Here is a 16,658-nt window from a genome sequence, read left to right as displayed (position 1 = left end):
TGTGCTATATATTTTAATAAAATAATTTATCCCTTTAATCTGGGGATTTTTAAGGAAATTACCTTTATGGATTTAATAAAAATTATATTACCTATCGCTTTAACGACATCGTTGTTGTGTCATGCTGAACAGACCCCATTAGAGCGATCTTTATCGCAAGAGTTAACTAAGGCAGTTACTAAAATTAACGCTAAAGGTGCTCAAATAATTGATGAAGAAACAAGACTTGATTACGCAGCAACATTCAAAAATTTCATTATCTATAATAACACTATGATAAATTACAGTGCTGATCAACTTGATGTAAAGGCTTTTGAACCAATTATTGAGAAAGTGTTGATAGGTACATTATGTGCGAATAAAGCGTTAGAAAGTTTTATCAATTTGGGTGTAATAATGGTGTACCGCTTTCACGGTAAAAATGGTTTATATATAACAGAACTTTCAAAAGATATGTCTACTTGTAAAAAAATACAATAAGCTGTTTAAATAATGGCAACCTTAGGTTCTTTCCCTGATAGATATTTTATAAATAATTAAATTACCGGCGAAGCTAATAAATGAACGGGGTTATTTAGCGCAAAGTTAACAGACATAAAATTTTCTTTTTAATCTCAGCAAAACACTGAGTCTTAGAACAATCTATGAGTATTTAAGATGATTTCACGTAAATATCACAAAGTTGTATTTTCTTTTTTTATGGCGTTACTTATGTCCTGTGTAATGTCTTTTGTTATTAGTGTGTTTAACGTAGGTATGGTGACGAATATTGTTCCTATATGGTTAAAAGCGTGGAGTTTCGCTTTTATCTTTGCCTTTCCAACTATTTTAATTATATCTCCTATTGTACATAAATTGGTGAGTTTTGTTTTACACGAAGAAGAGCATAATATTTAATATATGATTTAGACGAAAATAATAGTTGGCATTTATTACGGTGTCGTTTATTTTTAGCTAGCTGATATTTTGTTTAAAGTGTTGTTATTTTTTAAGGAAAAGTTATGTTTCGAAGCATTATGTTTGTTTTTTTATCGCTACTGAGTCAGTTTGCTGTTGCGTTAGATTACACACAGGAAATCACAGAACAAGAGATACAAGAAAAAATATCAGCTTTTATGCCAATCGAAAAAAAGAAATATTTTGTCACTGTTACCCTATCAAATCCTATAATAGATTTACTAAAAGAAAGTGATGAAATAGGTATTCGTGCAAATATTGACGCTAGTGCTCCCGGTGGAATTAAGGGTAGCGGTGAAGTAATGATTAAAGGCACATTAGATTATGAGCCTAAAAAAGGTGAGTTTTATTTTAAAAACCCTACAATTATTAGTTTAGCCATTGATAAAGTTCCTAAAAATTTCACTCCAAAAATACAAGATATTGCGCAGGCCATGCTTTCAAAAGTGATGGCCGTTTATCCAGTTTATAAATTTAAAGATGATAATGTAAAACACAAATTAGCCAAAGCAGTATTGAAATCATTGGAAGTAAAAGATGAAAAATTAATTATAACGCTTGGTGTGTTTTAAATTAACAAACAGTTGACTAGTGTTGTTTACTGTAGATATAGCCAACTTATATTTTACGATTGTAATGTGACAGTTTGTCGCGCATTGAAAAAGACTTAATAGCAGAGGTGAATTTATGGATTTAACAGAATTGGTGATATTTTTAGCTATCGGTGCTTTAGCCGGATGGTTAGCGGGAAGGTTAATGAAAGGGGCTGGCTTTGGCTTACTCGGTAATATCGTTGTTGGCATTATAGGCGCAGTGGTTGGCGGCTTTGTCTTTGGCTTACTTGGTATATCTGCTGGCGGAGTCATTGGTACAATTGTTACGGCGACTGCGGGGGCGGTTATATTGATATTTGTTGTTGGCATCATTAAAAAGGCCTAATAGCCTGATACGACAGATGAAATAAAAGCATTATCCCTTAATTTTATCTATTATAATCGTAATCAAGGGCGCAATTATTCCGGGGATGCCGTATTATTCATGCTAGAAATTTAAGATACCCAGAGGAGAATACGAGTGGCTAAGCAAAATTACTCTTTCGAAAAACGTCAGAAAGAAATAGCTAAAAAGAAAAAAAAGGAAGAAAAACGTTTGAAAAAATCAGCTGTGGAGGAGGTACCGTCAGAAGACGAGCAAGTTGTCTCTGAGAATGACGATAAATAACACCTGATAGCTTCATACTTGAAGTCATTAAATAAGGTTGGCTTTGCTATTTTTTTCAAATTTTAGCCAACTATTTTAGCTTATATAACTTGTGTTTACTGATAAGTGTTATTGCAGCGTCTTTATTTTTATCGTTTTCTTTTTACTCACCGGTCGTGTCTCCAGTACAGCATTAAATAAAAGAGCTCATAATAATGCCAAAGCTGGCGATTACTATGAATCGTTTGGTTAACCTGATGCAGCTAAAGAAGAACGAGAGATAGCTAGGGAAAATCTTGAAAATTCATACCGTATTGACCCTATCTTATTTGATTTATTATTTGGTCACAGCGAAAAATAAAGTATAGTTTTTGATGTTTTTAATTAAATATGCAGATCGAAACTTCTAACCATTCAATGCCTCAACACAATTTGATATCCTTAAGTGATAACAACAAACTGATTGGCATAGCTTATCCGACAACAACGTTCATTTTTTTCACTGCTTAACAATGTATGAGTATTAAGCGTGTTGCTAATTAAAGAAGAGATATTTATGTTTACAGGAATAATTCAATCGATAGCTAAAATTATCGATATTACAGATGAAAAGGGTATCAGAACTTTTGTTATTGATTTCAACAAAGGTTTTTGCACTGATCTAGAGATTGGAGCAAGTGTTTCTGTCGACGGAGTATGTTTGACGGTTACTGAAATAGTGTCTGAAGTTAGGGTCAAGTTTGATGTAATGCTACAAAGCCTTTTAATAACGACCCTCAGCGAATATGGAAAAAATACTTGTGTCAATGTAGAGCGAGCAGCTAAAGAGGGTGCTGAAATTGGTGGTCATCCTCTGTCGGGGCATGTGGACTTTAAAACCCCTATTGTCAACATTACTCACATAGAAGACAATTATTGTATCCGTTTAGGTTTGTCAAAAGAATGGAAGCGCTATGTCTTTCCAAAGGGCTACATTGCCTTAAACGGAGCTAGTTTAACCATTTCTCAAGTGAATAAGACAGAGCAGTGGTTTGAAGTTTGGTTAATTCCTGAGACTCGAAGGATGACAGTGTTTGAGGCTAAGACTGTTGGCGAAAATATTAATATAGAGATAGAACGTGGCACTCAAGTTGTTGTTGACACTTTACGCGATACACTGGAAGAAAACCTAGGGGCTTTACTGCCGTTATTTGAGAAAATTCTGTCTGAACAAGGCGTTGATATTAATGCGTTAGGGCATAATGTAAAATCCCCAATAAATAAAAACAGCTAAAATAGTAGGCTATTGTTACGTGATATTAGCCGTTTTAAACGGCTAATATTTAATTGATATTTAAGTGTGAATGTAGAGTGTTTATGGATAACGAACTAGTCATTAGGGAAGCAAAATTAAGTGATCATTCGTTTATTTTTAAACTTTCACCTATTTTAGCTGACGTTGCTCAGTTATCTTGGCATTCTGACGATGTTATTCAAAAAATGCAATTTGATTATATTGCTGAAATGCTTGCTGAATCATCACAAGCCAACGTTACCTTTATCGCTGAAAAAAGTGATGTTTCTTTGGGGTTTATTCATGTTAGAACCCATAAAGACAGTATATCTGGTGAGATGTGTGGAACAATACCTTTGTTGGCTGTTTCACCTGAGTCACAGGGTTTAGGTGTTGGTAAGATTTTAATTGGGTTTGCTGAGAAATGGTCTAAAAATTTAGGGTGCAGGTTACTGCATCTGGAAGTTTTCGCTAATAATAAAAAAGCAAACGACTTCTACCAAACGTTAGGTTTTAAACCTGAAACGGTGCAGATGATTAAAACGATATAGGTTGTTATATTTTTAAAACGTAGTGACGCTACTGGGTCGTTCACTACGTTTATTGAGTGTTTTGAAAGCGGTTACTATCAATTGATATAACTTAAGTTAAGCCACTTTGTGATTCTCAGCGTTTATTGATCTGTTAAACGGCTGTGATCGCACTCACCTTGCTATATTTCAGTTGCAGAGGCTACTGTCGTATATTCATAGTTAAATGCTCTGACTTTCTTACCTGAGTCAGCTATAAATTCTACGGTAGTTGAACGGGGTAATATCAATACTGCCTCGTATTCTTCACCCGTTAAAAAAGTGTCATTGCCACATACTAGGTCTTGAGTTAATTTTATCCGCATTACTAATCTTCGCTATGTTAAATTAATTTAACTTATCATATCATCTTTTTATGAACATATTAGTGCAAAAATTCGTCAGGCTGATTTCAATGATAATTTTGGCTAATATGGTAAGAATAATCAGCCATTATTATACAGAGATGGATTTGTGAATTGTTAACATTTAAAGATTAGAGTTTGATTATACTGTCAGCTAAGCTGGCAATTATCGATTTATTTTCATTAGTCGATGACTCTAAGATTTTTCTAAAAATCCGATATGGCCGTGAAGCTTTTAAATTTTATCAGGTCAAATGTTAATAAAATATCAAGCAACAACGTCGTTGAAAATAAATATTTATCGCGAGGGCATCATTATAGCGGTAGTATGGAAAATTAACTAAAGCGCAGGTAAGGCAACTTTATATGTCATCTAGAGTAAGACTGATTCTTTCGGCGGGGATCTCATTTTGTTTTTATTTTGCTTGGTCATATTGGGCGAATGGTTTAGTCAGTGAAGATCAATCACTAGTGTTAAGATCGGCAATTGTGCAAGGAACATTAAGCGGCACGATTACTATTTTATTTACTTTTATATTAGAAAAATCAGTGTCAAAATTTGGGCAAAGTTATCTTTCATTAATATTTGTTGTGCCTATCATCTGTACAGTGTTTTCTAAAACAAAACAAAACATCGCCATTTTCAGAACTTTCAGAAATGCCTTAGACCGCTCGGCTAAATATTTAAGTAATAACGCTATACCAGGTACTTTGTTAGCACCACTCTTACCTATAGCGATTCAATCTAGCATTGCCATTGGTGTTAACTTTATTAACCAGACGCCTAATTTATGGTTAACGGTTACACCTAGTATAATCATTACCGCTATTTATGGTTATGTGTATACTTTCACTTTACTGAGTAAGCCTGCTGAGCCAGCTTGATTAGCTAACTCGATTATTTATAAAATTAATTAAATTATATTTTCCAATTAAATTTAGCCTACAGTACTATCTGGTTAATTATTGGCAGATATTGAAATATGTTTACTGTCTTTGATTTTTAGTTTTCTTACTGAAAATAACATTGAGTTAACCCATTTCAATAATGAACGATTAACGAGTTAGTAAGCTTGGTATTTCATCTTAAATAACGACTAATCGATGAGTTAGAACTCCGTGATCACCTCTAAAAAGATCACGGGGGAAGTTTTTCTTTATTGGCAAAGCTACCGGTTATTGGCTTTTATTAACACCACCAATTAGCTTTTTAGGATCTAATCGTGCCATAAGCTCTGCTTCACTAATATTGGTTAGTTCGATAGCAACATCTATTACGGTTCTTTTTTCTAGGTATGCTTTTTTAGCAATCTCAGCACTTTTTTCATAGCCGATCAATTCAGTTAACGCGGTTACTAAAATTGGATTTTTTGCTAAATTTTGCTTAATTTCGTCATGATTCACGCTTATATCTTTGATAACTTTATCAGCAAGTGCGTTAGCGCTTGAGCTGAGTAGTTGAATACTTTGCACTAACGTATGAGCGATTAAAGGTAGCATGGTATTAAGTTGGAAGTTGCCAGATTGTCCTGACAACGTAATGGTTGTGTCATTGCCGATGACTTGTGTGCAAGCCATTAAAACCGCTTCAGGGATCACAGGGTTGACTTTCCCTGGCATAATACTGCTACCTTTTTGTAGTTCAGGTAATCGAATTTCATTTAATCCATTTAATGGTCCACTGCTTAGCCAGCGAATATCATTGCTGATTTTACTTAAACTAACCGCGGTGGTTTTAAGAATACCGCTAATGCATACCGCTGTGTCTTGTGCACTAATTGCCCGAAAATAATTATCGGCAGGCATGAAGGTTAAACCGGTGTTCTCGGTTAAGGTACGAGTGACAATAGTGGCAAAATCTGGGTGTGTATTAACTCCAGTACCTACAGCTGTGCCGCCAATGGCAAGCTTGTATAAACTTGGTAAGTTATTTTGTAGCTGGTCATAGGCATAACTCACTTGAGCACTCCAACCACTTATTTCCTGAGCAAAACTTAATGGCATTGCATCCATTAAATGAGTACGGCCTGTTTTTATGGTGTCATGATGCTGACCGGCTTTGTTGTCTAAGGTGTTACGTAAGTGTTCTAGCGAGGGTAATAACTGTTCAGCGATAAGTTTTGCTGCACTTAAGTGGATACAAGAGGGGATCACATCGTTAGAACTTTGTCCCATATTTACATGATCATTAGGGTGAACGTTTATGGTTTGATTACTTTTTAACTTAACTAATGAAGCAATCACTTCATTTGCGTTCATATTCGTGCTGGTTCCCGACCCTGTCTGGAAGACATCAACGGGAAACTGATTATCGTGGAAACCATCCGCAACTTCTTTGGCAGCCAATTGAATTGCTGCAGATTTATCAGCATCAAGTAGACCCAGTTCTTGGTTCGCTTGTGCAGATGCGCTCTTGATTGTGCCTAATGCCCAAAGGAAAGCGCGTGGCATTTTTAAATCGCTAATGGTGAAGTTGGCTAATGATTTAGCTGTTTCATTACCGTATAAACAGGCAGTTATATGCTTTTTATTAACTGTTGTTTTATCGTCTTTTTTTTGCATTTAGTTAGCCTTTTAAGTATCACGCACATTAATCATAGAGAAAGGTCGAAAAGAGTCTATTGAATAGGGTTATTTCTCAAATATTAGTTTTGCCTTAACCGCTTTAGGTAATTAGCATCATTCAATTTTTCTCTCTGATACTGTGCGAATGAGTTTATTTGCTCTACATTAAGACTACAGGTTACCGTTTTATCTTGCCAATTTAAAGACGCTAATTGTTTAGGTGCAATAAGTACCTTTTTACCGCCGGGCGAGCAATTACAGGTATCAAAATAATTGTGGCAATCAAGGCCCATATAGAACTCGATAGTTGCTTAAAATATTTTCTAGCAGACACTTAAATTATTTATGGCTACTACGCAAAAGTCGTTAATTAAATTAATTTATAAATACCATTGTTATATTGTTATATTGTTATATTAAATTTATTCAGATTTTAACCATGAGTTAAGTCTGGTTCTATAAAACTTTTTTTACTTTATATGAAGGAATAATATGAAAAGTATCAAGCTATTAGCGGGATTTTTAATTGGTTGTTTTTTATTTAATGCCAATGCGGAATCAGCAATAAACTATAGTTATTGTGAGCGCGATTGCAAAATGGAATATAACTTTTTTAAGACATATGCTAGAGAAGGTTCGTCTTTGGCAAACTTAGCGATGGCAATCATGAATTATAGAGGTCATGGGCGTGAAATAAATATACCTTTAGCCAATAAGTTACTGATCCGAGCAGCCAGAGATGGTGAGCCTGGTGCAATGTATCAACTTGCTTATAATATGATGTATGGTTTACACATGGAGCAAGATCTTGAAAAAGCACTCGTTTGGTTTAAAAAAACCGAAAGGTTTAATGTCTTAAACACTAAACGTAATGTTAGTTTGCTAACGCTGCTTTTAAATGAAGAGCAAGTTGAAAAACGACCTTCAATAAAAGCATTACTGAGTAAAGCGAGCCAAACAAAAGAAGAGCTGTTGTTTAACAGAGAAAATGATGATGGCATCGAGCATATTGCAGTGACTCATCAGTTCTACTGGGATTATATTTTGTACAATGCCGAGCTGCAAACTTGCACGGTAAAATGTTTACCAACGTCATTCAATACCCTAGTTCCTTTAATTCATGTTGTTAACGAGCAAGCACTGTTGAATGAATTAACATTAGCGGTTAGCGCTAAAATTTAATAATCAATTAATAGCTAGATATTAACCATATGCTGTCAATACTATGGGCAATGGTTATAAAGCTTATCCCACATTAGCAACCCTTTTGGGGCTGCTAATGTGGCTGCATTTTAATTTTAAGGATGAGAAACATCGTAAAAGTAAATTTCAACTTTAACCGCTATTACATCATCAAGTCATAAAATTACCGATGTTTATCGCTTCAAGTTAGGTCATGCATTCACTTTGATCATGGCGTATTTCAATAGATATGTGTGATAACTGTGGTAAAAATCCTTTTAAAATACGTTCATATTCGTTTGAATCTAAAGGCTCGGCAGAGGTTACTTTAAGAATTGCTGCTTGGTGTGCGCTTGCTATTTTCCAAACATGAATATCGTTGATCACGCTATTTTTTTCACTTAATACCGCTGATATTTCATCCATGGTTGATTTCTTTATCGATTTATCAAGCAGTACTTCACTTGATTCTTTAATTAATCCATAAGACCAACGCAAGATAACAATGGCACCGACAATCCCCATGAGTGGATCCATCCATAATAAACCAATATATTTACCCACCAATAAGGCAACAATCGCTAATAAAGAGGTGAGGGTGTCCGCCAGTACATGAAAGTAGGCGGCTTTCATCGTATGGTCGTGCTGGTGCTGGTGCTCGTGGTTGTGGTCATGGTGATGGTGATCATCATGTAAGATGAAAACAGAGGCAACATTCACCACTAACCCTATAATCGCAACAACGATTGCTTCGTTAAAATGAATTGATAGCGGGGCTGACAATCGCTGAGCAGATTCAATTATCATCATCAATGCGACAATCGCTAATGCAATTGCACTGGCAAAACCACCTAAAGAGTTTACTTTGCCTGTTCCAAAACTAAAGTCTTTATTACTGGCATGCTTTTTAGCATAAGAGTAAGAAAAAATAGCAATAAGAAAAGCGGCAGAATGAGTACCCATATGCCAGCCATCAGCAAGCAGAGCCATAGAACCAGACCATGTACCAGCAGCAATCTCAAGTACCATAATGATGGTTGTTAGCCAAAAAACAATTTTTACTTTATTTTCATGAAGCTTACTGTCAATACCAAAATCGTGCGAGTGTTCCCACTGAATACCACTATCTTTTTTCATTAAATATCTCCATCGGTTGCTTAATGCAGTTAGTCATAGCATCAATATATTTTTTGAAATATACTATACCCTAGTATACTACAATTCAAGTAAAGGAAATTTATGTCACATACTGCCGCCGGAAATAAAAAGCTGCTTAGTCGTGTTAGACGAATAAAAGGCCAATCAATTGCTCTAGAGACTGCTTTAGAAGGAGAGCCCGATTGCATGGCTGTTTTGCAACAGGTTGCTGCAATAAAAGGTGCGGTTAATGGTTTGATGAAAGAAGTGCTAGAAGCTCATTTACGAGAGCATTTAGGTGCGGAGGATATGACAAAAGAGCAACGATTAGCAGAAGTAGAAGATGTTATTTCTATTCTTAAAAGTTACTTAAAATAATCACCGTAATCAACACCGATGAAAAGTAGTGATTAATATTTTTTATTGAATAAAAAAAACAGTTATGTAATCATTTATTATTATCATAATATTTTGTTGGCTACTTTGAGATTTCTTTTCCCTAAAACATTAATAGTATTGTTCGTATGTTTGGCCTTTGTTGGTCAGGCAATGGCCTCTACTAGTATGGCTTATCAAATGATAGGTATGAAGGTAATGAATGCGCAGCCACAAGATATGTCTATGATGGATCACAGCGACCACATTATGGCTAGTGACTCAACTGAGCAGTCAGAAAATACAAAAGAAGATTGTTGTACGTCTTCATGTAAATGCTCTGCTGGCGGTTGCTCTATGGTTATCGCATTTATCAAAGGTATTGCAGGTAACGGACCTGTTGCTAATTTTTCAGCTAAGATCTTTTCTTCTTCTAGTTTGGCTTTAAGCCAACAACCAGCATCTTTGTACCGCCCACCAATATTAAGCTAAATACAGGATAAATGCCTCCAAATTTTGGACCATTTATATCATTACTCTTGTATTAGGCTCTTTTGATATTGCGTTGTTATAACAACTTATCACTGATAAAAAACCTAATTAATCAAAAATATTAATTGATATCCCTCTTGGAGGGGTTATGTTTTCAAAAAAATTCACACCAAAATTAATGGCAGACTTTGTTGTTGGCTCAGATAATAAAGTGCCTGCACTTGCTACTGTGACGCGACCGTTAACATGGGTTCTGACAAACGGTGTTCCATTAAGGAATATGCTGATGAATAATCACAACATCAATAGTAAGTTTTACTTAAAATACAGTGCAGGGCTGCTTGCTTTGATTGTCATTTCTGCCAGCGCCTCTGATGTTAAAATGGTTAAGAGCCCGCCACCATTGTCTTTTATAAAGGCAGTTAAGGTCGCTCAAAAAAATGATCCTTGGTTAACGGGGAATGTTCATCAACAAAACGCTCTTGAATCGATGAGCTCAGCTGCTAGTACCTTACCCGATCCTAAAATGTCAATTGGCTTGGCAAATTTACCGACTAACGGTTTTGACTTTGGTCAAGAAGGTATGACGCAAATTAAAGTGGCTATTTCACAAATGTTTCCACGTGGCGACAGTCTAGCGATTAAAAGCCAACAACTAAAAATTGAAAGTGAAGCGTTTCCCTATCAACGTAAAGACAGAGAATCAAAGGTTGCGGTTACCGTAGGAAGTTTATGGTTGGACACCTATCGAGTTCAGCAAAGTATTGTTTTAATTGAAAAAAATAGATCGTTATTTGAACAGTTAGCTGATGTAGCAACTGCAAGCTATTCATCGGCTTTAGGTAAAACTCGTCAACAAGATATTGTTCGTGCGCAATTAGAATTAACCTATTTAGAAGACAGGTTAGATAAATTAGCACAGCAGAAAAATCACTATGAAGGCATGCTTTTACCCTGGCTAAACACATTTTATAAGACGGGTAGTACTATAGATGAAGCGTCATTACTAACTGACTTTTCTTCACATGATATTGTAGTCAGTCATCAATTACCGCAACTAGAGTTAATGAATAGTCACTTAGTTTTGAAAGAAAATTGGCTTACACCAGGAGAGTTGCTGCCATATTTTTCAAATCACCCGGCGGTTATTGCTGTCGATAAGAAGGTGACTGCGACCAAAACAGGGATAAATTTGGCGCAGCAAAAATATAAAACTGAATGGGGTGTAAATGCAAGTTATGGCTATCGTGGCGATGATGCTATGGGAGGAAGTCGCGCCGATTTATTCTCTATAGGCGTAACTTTTGACATCCCCCTTTTTACTGAAAACCGACAAGACAAAGAAGTTCAATCGGCGATATCTCAAGCAGAAGCGGTGAAAACCGAAAAGTTACTATTACTAAGACAACTGCTAGGTGCTTACTCGAGCGCCAAAGGAAGACTATTGCGCTTAAACGACAGACAAAATTTATATAAAAATAAATTATTACCACAAATACATGACCAAGCAGAAGCCTCTTTGACTGCTTATACCAATGATGATGGCGACTTTTCAGAAGTTGTTCGCTCACGTATTGCCGTTCTAAACGCTGAAATCGACGAGCTAACACTTAATGTAGAAGAGCAGAAGATAAGGCTTGAGCTTAATTATCTTTTTATTGGCGGTGCCAATTCGGTCGCTATACAAAACAAAAATAGCAAACTGGCTTTAGACAAAAGTAGACGAAATACGATTATTTCGGGAGAAAAACAATGAGCACATCTACCTCAACCAAATACGCTAAACCATTAGTTCTTGGTATTATTATTGGTGGGATGCTGACTGTTGCTCTCACTAAACTTATCACTTCGGGCAGTAACTCAGTATCGGATGTTACGTCTAAAGAGAAAGTGCCACTTTATTGGGTCGCACCAATGGATGCCAATTATATCAAAGATAAACCGGGTAAATCACCGATGGGCATGGATTTAGTACCCGTTTACGATGACGGTGGCAAAGGACCCGATGAAGGTCCCGGCACCATTCGTATTTCACCTGATGTTGTTAATAATTTAGGCGTACGCACGGTAAATGTTCAATATAAAAAGCTCAATAGCCAAATTAATACCGTCGGTTATGTTACGTATAACGAAGATAAGCTTGTTCATATTCACCCTCGTGTACAAGGGTGGATTGAGAAGCTCTATGTTAAAGCGGTTGGAGATCCAGTTAAAAAAAATCAGCCATTATATGATATTTATTCTCCTGAGTTAGTTAATGCCCAAGAAGAGCTACTGCTGGCATTAGAGAGAAAAAACAATCGTTTAATTAATGCGGCAGAAAATAGATTATCAGCACTACAGTTACCTAAACTAGCGATTAAAGAACTAAAGAAAACGCGAAAAGTACAACAAAAAATAACTTTTTATTCACCACAAACTGGTGTTGTTGAAAGTCTAAATATCCGTGAAGGTTTTTTTGTAAAGCCAGGTACAACATTAATGTCGGTAGCTAATTTATCGGAAGTCTGGGTTGAGGCTGAGGTGTTTGAAAGGCAAGCAAGTCTAGTTAAAACCGGGTTACCCGTTACCATGACACTTGATTATTTACCGGGTCAAAAATGGCAGGGACAAGTGGACTATATTTACCCAATGCTTGATGCTAAAACACGTACTGTGAAAGTACGTTTACGTTTTAATAATGAAGCGGGTGACTTTAAGCCTAATATGTTTGCAGAAATTGCCATAGATACAACAAGTGATAAACGAACACTCATTATTCCTAAAGAAGCGTTAATTCGAACGGGTAATCAAGACAGAGTTGTTTTGGCATTAGGAGAAGGCAGTTTTAAGTCAGTTGAGGTTTCTGTTGGGCGTTATGGCAGTGACAGTGTTGAAATACTAACCGGCCTTACTGATGGCGATAAAGTCGTGAGCTCGGCACAATTCTTATTGGATTCTGAATCGAGTAAATCTTCTGACTTTAAACGTATGCATTATCAGCTGGAACAAACAACGTCTGACTCAAATGACTCAATAGCGATGACGATGAGTGATAGCAATGATAACGTTATCAAAGAGAGTGTTTCCTCTGCAACAGTCAATGGTACCGTTATTTCGACCATGGTAAATCATCGAATGGTGACTATCGACCGAGAAGCCATTGTGAAATGGGATCGAGAAGCCGATAGAGTCGATTTTATTGTCGATGAAAAGGTTGATATGACCTTATTTTCAATCAATGCCTATGTGATGTTTACCTTTGAAATTCGCGCGGGTAATTTTATTATTGTTAGTGCTATGGCAATGTCGGCACCTGGTGTCGATATAAATAACATGACTAACGACGAAAGGAAATAATGATGATCACTGCTATTATTCGATGGTCTGTTGGTAATCGGTTTTTTGTCTTACTTGCTACATTATTACTGGTGGCTGCTGGTTTATATTCTGTCAGCAAAACGCCTATTGATGCACTACCAGATTTATCTGATGTGCAAGTCATCATAAAAACAAGTTACCCGGGTCAAGCGCCACAAGTTGTTGAAGACCAAGTTACTTATCCCATTACTACAGCGATGTTGTCCGTGCCCGGCGCAGTTACGGTAAGAGGCTATTCATTTTTTGGTGACTCTTATGTTTACGTTATTTTTGATGAAGATACCGATCTTTACTGGGCACGTTCAAGAGTTCTTGAGTATTTAAGTCAAGTTGCCCCAAACTTACCCAGTGATGCTCGCCCTCAATTGGGTCCCGATGCTACAGGCGTCGGCTGGGTATATTTGTATGCCCTAACCGATAAAACTGGTCAACATGATTTAAGCCAATTACGGAGTTTACAAGATTGGTTCTTAAAATTTGAGTTACAAACCGTGCCTGGCGTTTCGGAAGTTTCTGCTATTGGTGGCATGGTTAAACAATATCAAGTACAAATTAACCCAGAAAAACTGCGTGCTTTTGGTATACCTCTCTCTCATATACAACAGGCCATTAAACAAGGTAATCAGGAAATAGGTGCATCAGTTGTTGAGATGGCAGAAGCCGAGTATATGATCAGGACAACAGGTTATATTAAAAGTGTCAGTGATTTAGAAAACATTCCGCTAGGGGTTAACGAGAAAGGAACACCGCTGTTATTAAAAGATGTTGCCGATATAGGCACAGGTCCGCAAATGCGTCGTGGTGTTGCTGAGTTGAACGGTGAAGGTGAAGTTGTTGGTGGTATTGTGGTGATGCGTTTTGGCGAAAACGCACAGCAAGTCATTAATCGTGTTAAAGATAAACTGGAAAAACTCAAAAAAGGTTTGCCCGAAGGCGTTGAGATAGTACCTGTATATGACCGCTCTGCCTTAATTGAACGCGCAGTAGATAATTTAGCCTACAAGTTGCTCGAAGAATTTGGCGTAGTCGCATTAGTGTGTATTATCTTCTTGTTTCATGTTCGCTCTTCTTTAGTGGCAATTATTAGTTTACCGGTAGGTATATTAACCGCTTTTATCATTATGCACTTGCAAGGGCTTAACGCGAATATTATGTCGTTGGGCGGTATTGCTATTGCTATTGGTGCGATGATTGATGGCGCAATTGTCATGATAGAGAATATGCATAAGCATATGGAAAAAACGCCATTAACAAAAGAAAATCGCTGGCAAATCGTCACAGAATCAGCCAGTGAAGTTGGGCCGGCATTATTTTTTAGCTTATTAATTATTACCGTCAGTTTTGTGCCGGTATTTACTTTAGAAGCACAAGAAGGACGAATGTTTGCTCCACTCGCTTTTACTAAAACCTATGCTATGGCGGCTTCTGCGGCGTTAGCTATTACCTTAGTTCCGGTACTTATGGGCTATTTTATTCGCGGTAAAGTGTTAGCAGAGCATAAAAATCCGGTTAATAGATTTCTGACCTTTATTTATATGCCAGCCTTGAAGAAGGTTTTACATTTTCCAAAAATCACTTTAGTTGCGGCATTAGCTGTGTTGGCTATTGGCATATATCCATTGGATAAAATTGGTAGCGAATTTATTCCACCACTTGATGAAGGTGACTTGATGTATATGCCGACAACCTATCCAGGGATTTCTATTGGTCAAGCTCGTCAACTTCTTCAACAAACCGACAAATTGATTAAAACCGTCCCCGAAGTACAAACCGTGTTTGGTAAAGTTGGTCGAGCTGAAACCGCAACAGATCCTGCGCCACTGACTATGATAGAGACTTTTATTCAGTTAAAACCTCATGACCAATGGCGAGAGGGCGTAACCACAGAGAGCTTAAAGAAAGAACTTGATGCGTTAGTCAAACTACCCGGAGTAACCAACGCTTGGGTTATGCCTATTAAAACGCGTATTGATATGTTGGCAACCGGTATTAAGACACCGGTAGGCATAAAAATAGCGGGGCCACAACTGGACGTTATTCAAGAAATAGGTCAGCAAATAGAAGTCATTTTAGCCGATGTTCCCGGCACAGCGTCCGTTTATTCAGAGCGAGTTGCCGGTGGCCGTTATATTAAAATAGATATCCAGCGAGAAAAAGCTGCTCGTTATGGCCTAAATATCTCAGAAATTCAACAAGTGGTGGCAACGGCTATTGGTGGAATGAATGTTACTAAAACGGTAGAAGGTTTAGAGCGATATCCCGTTAATTTACGCTATCCACAAGATTATCGTGATTCGCCTGAACAATTATCTTCACTGCCCATAGTGACGCCAAACGGACAACGTATTTCGTTAGGTGATGTTGCCAATATCATAGTAGAAAATGGACCTCCGGGCATTAAATCTGAAAATGCTCGACTCAATGGCTGGGCTTTTGTTGATATTGATGGCGTTGATGTCGGAACCTACGTTGAAGCGGCGCAACAAGTGATTGCTGATAAATTAATCTTGCCTGCTGGCTACTCTATTACTTGGGCTGGACAATATGAATATATGCAACGTGCTAAAGCTAAGCTGACTTATGTGGTGCCATTAACTTTATTTATTATTATTATTTTACTCTATCTGAATTTTAGGAACGTTATTGAAGTGGCGATGATTATGGGAACTTTACCCTTTGCGATGGTAGGAAGCATTTGGTTAATGTACTTAGAAGGCTTTAACTTCTCAGTTGCTGTTGGCGTTGGTTTTATTGCGTTAGCCGGTGTTGCTGTAGAGATTGGGGTTATTATGTTGGTGTACCTCAATCAGGCTTACCAATCGATGCTAAGTGAACACCGCTTAGAAGGTATCATCACTAAAAAAGAAGATGTACTACAGGCTGTTTTACATGGCGCTGGGATGCGTGTTCGTCCTGTTATGATGACTGCTGCTGCTATTATTGTTGGTTTACTCCCTATTTTATATGGCACAGGTACGGGCTCTGAAGTGATGAGTCGTATTGCCGCACCTATGGTTGGCGGTATGTTGAGCGCGGTTATTTTAACATTACTGGTTTTACCAACGCTGTTCTATTTATGGCGATCGTCATCGATAAAATAGTGGCGATAAAAATAGTTTAGCAATCACCCTAATATTCATCGAGGTTATGGCGTTTTAAAATAGCGCCCGTACTTTTAAGTCT

At 37.1% G+C, this 16,658-nt stretch carries 17 protein-coding genes; 14 read left to right on the top strand and 3 right to left on the bottom strand.

Translation table 11 applies throughout. The features are described from left to right. Positions 1 to 66: 66 nt before the first annotated feature. The 7 genes from H4J56_RS11755 to H4J56_RS11725 all read left to right on the top strand — a co-directional run bounded on the left by H4J56_RS11755 (position 67) and on the right by H4J56_RS11725 (position 3,981). Complete coding sequence (locus tag H4J56_RS11755; protein WP_182215892.1) at positions 67 to 480, top strand: hypothetical protein; 414 nt, start codon at positions 67 to 69, stop codon at positions 478 to 480. Positions 481 to 657: 177 nt separating this feature from the next. Further along, complete coding sequence (locus H4J56_RS11750; RefSeq protein ID WP_182215894.1) at positions 658 to 897, top strand: DUF2798 domain-containing protein; 240 nt, start codon at positions 658 to 660, stop codon at positions 895 to 897. A 104-nt stretch (positions 898 to 1,001) separates the two neighbouring features. Further along, positions 1,002 to 1,529 carry a DUF1439 domain-containing protein gene (locus H4J56_RS11745; RefSeq protein ID WP_182215896.1) on the top strand — a complete coding sequence of 176 codons (528 nt, stop codon included), beginning with the start codon at positions 1,002 to 1,004 and terminating at the stop codon, positions 1,527 to 1,529. Positions 1,530 to 1,644: 115 nt separating this feature from the next. Continuing rightward, entirely contained in the window at positions 1,645 to 1,896 is a 252-nt protein-coding gene (locus H4J56_RS11740; RefSeq protein WP_070376763.1) for a GlsB/YeaQ/YmgE family stress response membrane protein, read from the top strand. Positions 1,897 to 2,031: 135 nt separating this feature from the next. Then, positions 2,032 to 2,178, top strand: a complete 147-nt coding sequence (locus tag H4J56_RS11735) for a hypothetical protein (protein WP_182215898.1) — start codon at positions 2,032 to 2,034, stop codon at positions 2,176 to 2,178. Positions 2,179 to 2,713: 535 nt separating this feature from the next. Beyond that, on the top strand, positions 2,714 to 3,430 hold the full coding sequence (locus H4J56_RS11730) for a riboflavin synthase subunit alpha (RefSeq protein WP_182215900.1): 717 nt from the start codon (positions 2,714 to 2,716) through the stop codon (positions 3,428 to 3,430). 83 nt (positions 3,431 to 3,513) lie between these two features. Further along, positions 3,514 to 3,981, top strand: coding sequence for an N-acetyltransferase (locus tag H4J56_RS11725; RefSeq protein WP_182259353.1), 468 nt, complete (start codon positions 3,514 to 3,516; stop codon positions 3,979 to 3,981). Positions 3,982 to 4,142: 161 nt separating this feature from the next. Here the strand turns inward: H4J56_RS11725 and H4J56_RS11720 are convergent, their stop codons facing one another. Next, on the bottom strand, positions 4,143 to 4,325 hold the full coding sequence (locus H4J56_RS11720; protein ID WP_182215904.1) for a hypothetical protein: 183 nt from the start codon (positions 4,323 to 4,325) through the stop codon (positions 4,143 to 4,145). Between the two features lie 405 nt (positions 4,326 to 4,730). Here H4J56_RS11720 and H4J56_RS11715 point away from each other — a divergent pair, with 405 nt between their 5' ends. Further along, positions 4,731 to 5,249 (top strand): hypothetical protein, encoded by a 519-nt coding sequence (locus H4J56_RS11715; protein WP_182215906.1) that lies wholly within the window; start codon positions 4,731 to 4,733, stop codon positions 5,247 to 5,249. A gap of 291 nt (positions 5,250 to 5,540) precedes the next feature. Here H4J56_RS11715 and H4J56_RS11710 read toward each other — a convergent pair whose 3' ends face one another. Beyond that, positions 5,541 to 6,926, bottom strand: a complete 1,386-nt coding sequence (locus H4J56_RS11710; RefSeq protein WP_182259352.1) for a lyase family protein — start codon at positions 6,924 to 6,926, stop codon at positions 5,541 to 5,543. A 495-nt stretch (positions 6,927 to 7,421) separates the two neighbouring features. Between H4J56_RS11710 and H4J56_RS11705 the strand changes: the two genes are divergently transcribed. Next, positions 7,422 to 8,111 carry a tetratricopeptide repeat protein gene (locus H4J56_RS11705; protein WP_182259351.1) on the top strand — a complete coding sequence of 230 codons (690 nt, stop codon included), beginning with the start codon at positions 7,422 to 7,424 and terminating at the stop codon, positions 8,109 to 8,111. 207 nt (positions 8,112 to 8,318) lie between these two features. Here the strand turns inward: H4J56_RS11705 and dmeF are convergent, their stop codons facing one another. Then, positions 8,319 to 9,248 carry a CDF family Co(II)/Ni(II) efflux transporter DmeF gene (gene dmeF / locus H4J56_RS11700; protein ID WP_182259350.1) on the bottom strand — a complete coding sequence of 310 codons (930 nt, stop codon included), beginning with the start codon at positions 9,246 to 9,248 and terminating at the stop codon, positions 8,319 to 8,321. A gap of 102 nt (positions 9,249 to 9,350) precedes the next feature. Between dmeF and H4J56_RS11695 the strand changes: the two genes are divergently transcribed. The 5 genes from H4J56_RS11695 (at position 9,351) to H4J56_RS11675 (ending at position 16,576) form a co-directional block, all read left to right on the top strand. Next, positions 9,351 to 9,626, top strand: a complete 276-nt coding sequence (locus H4J56_RS11695; RefSeq protein ID WP_182242684.1) for a metal/formaldehyde-sensitive transcriptional repressor — start codon at positions 9,351 to 9,353, stop codon at positions 9,624 to 9,626. A gap of 45 nt (positions 9,627 to 9,671) precedes the next feature. Then, a complete protein-coding gene (locus H4J56_RS11690) occupies positions 9,672 to 10,115 on the top strand; it encodes a CopL family metal-binding regulatory protein (protein WP_310733520.1) in 444 nt (147 codons plus the stop codon). Positions 10,116 to 10,401: 286 nt separating this feature from the next. Continuing rightward, positions 10,402 to 11,871, top strand: coding sequence for a TolC family protein (locus tag H4J56_RS11685; RefSeq protein ID WP_182250931.1), 1,470 nt, complete (start codon positions 10,402 to 10,404; stop codon positions 11,869 to 11,871). Beyond that, positions 11,868 to 13,454: an efflux RND transporter periplasmic adaptor subunit gene (locus H4J56_RS11680; protein ID WP_182259349.1), complete on the top strand. Its 1,587-nt coding sequence runs from the start codon at positions 11,868 to 11,870 to the stop codon at positions 13,452 to 13,454. The genes H4J56_RS11685 and H4J56_RS11680 overlap by 4 nt, the downstream gene beginning before the upstream one ends. 2 nt (positions 13,455 to 13,456) lie before the next feature. Continuing rightward, positions 13,457 to 16,576 carry an efflux RND transporter permease subunit gene (locus H4J56_RS11675; RefSeq protein ID WP_182259364.1) on the top strand — a complete coding sequence of 1,040 codons (3,120 nt, stop codon included), beginning with the start codon at positions 13,457 to 13,459 and terminating at the stop codon, positions 16,574 to 16,576. Positions 16,577 to 16,658 lie beyond the last annotated feature (82 nt).

It is taken from the genome of Colwellia sp. BRX8-4, from assembly GCF_014077345.1.
Classification (GTDB): domain Bacteria; phylum Pseudomonadota; class Gammaproteobacteria; order Enterobacterales; family Alteromonadaceae; genus Colwellia_A.
Note: the sequence above shows the minus strand (reverse complement) of the source record. Positions and strands in the feature narration are given on the sequence as shown.

Excerpts from the sequence above, each read along its gene's own strand:
- H4J56_RS11755 (WP_182215892.1), top strand. The coding sequence starts at position 67 with ATGGATTTAATAAAAATTATATTACCTATCGCTTTAACGACATCGTTG.
- H4J56_RS11750 (WP_182215894.1), top strand. The coding sequence starts at position 658 with ATGATTTCACGTAAATATCACAAAGTTGTATTTTCTTTTTTTATGGCG.
- H4J56_RS11745 (WP_182215896.1), top strand. The coding sequence starts at position 1,002 with ATGTTTCGAAGCATTATGTTTGTTTTTTTATCGCTACTGAGTCAGTTT.
- H4J56_RS11740 (WP_070376763.1), top strand. The coding sequence starts at position 1,645 with ATGGATTTAACAGAATTGGTGATATTTTTAGCTATCGGTGCTTTAGCC.
- H4J56_RS11730 (WP_182215900.1), top strand. The coding sequence starts at position 2,714 with ATGTTTACAGGAATAATTCAATCGATAGCTAAAATTATCGATATTACA.
- H4J56_RS11725 (WP_182259353.1), top strand. The coding sequence starts at position 3,514 with ATGGATAACGAACTAGTCATTAGGGAAGCAAAATTAAGTGATCATTCG.
- H4J56_RS11720 (WP_182215904.1), bottom strand. The coding sequence starts at position 4,325 with ATGCGGATAAAATTAACTCAAGACCTAGTATGTGGCAATGACACTTTT.
- H4J56_RS11715 (WP_182215906.1), top strand. The coding sequence starts at position 4,731 with ATGTCATCTAGAGTAAGACTGATTCTTTCGGCGGGGATCTCATTTTGT.
- H4J56_RS11710 (WP_182259352.1), bottom strand. The coding sequence starts at position 6,926 with ATGCAAAAAAAAGACGATAAAACAACAGTTAATAAAAAGCATATAACT.
- H4J56_RS11705 (WP_182259351.1), top strand. The coding sequence starts at position 7,422 with ATGAAAAGTATCAAGCTATTAGCGGGATTTTTAATTGGTTGTTTTTTA.
- dmeF (WP_182259350.1), bottom strand. The coding sequence starts at position 9,248 with ATGAAAAAAGATAGTGGTATTCAGTGGGAACACTCGCACGATTTTGGT.
- H4J56_RS11695 (WP_182242684.1), top strand. The coding sequence starts at position 9,351 with ATGTCACATACTGCCGCCGGAAATAAAAAGCTGCTTAGTCGTGTTAGA.
- H4J56_RS11685 (WP_182250931.1), top strand. The coding sequence starts at position 10,402 with ATGAATAATCACAACATCAATAGTAAGTTTTACTTAAAATACAGTGCA.
- H4J56_RS11680 (WP_182259349.1), top strand. The coding sequence starts at position 11,868 with ATGAGCACATCTACCTCAACCAAATACGCTAAACCATTAGTTCTTGGT.
- H4J56_RS11675 (WP_182259364.1), top strand. The coding sequence starts at position 13,457 with ATGATCACTGCTATTATTCGATGGTCTGTTGGTAATCGGTTTTTTGTC.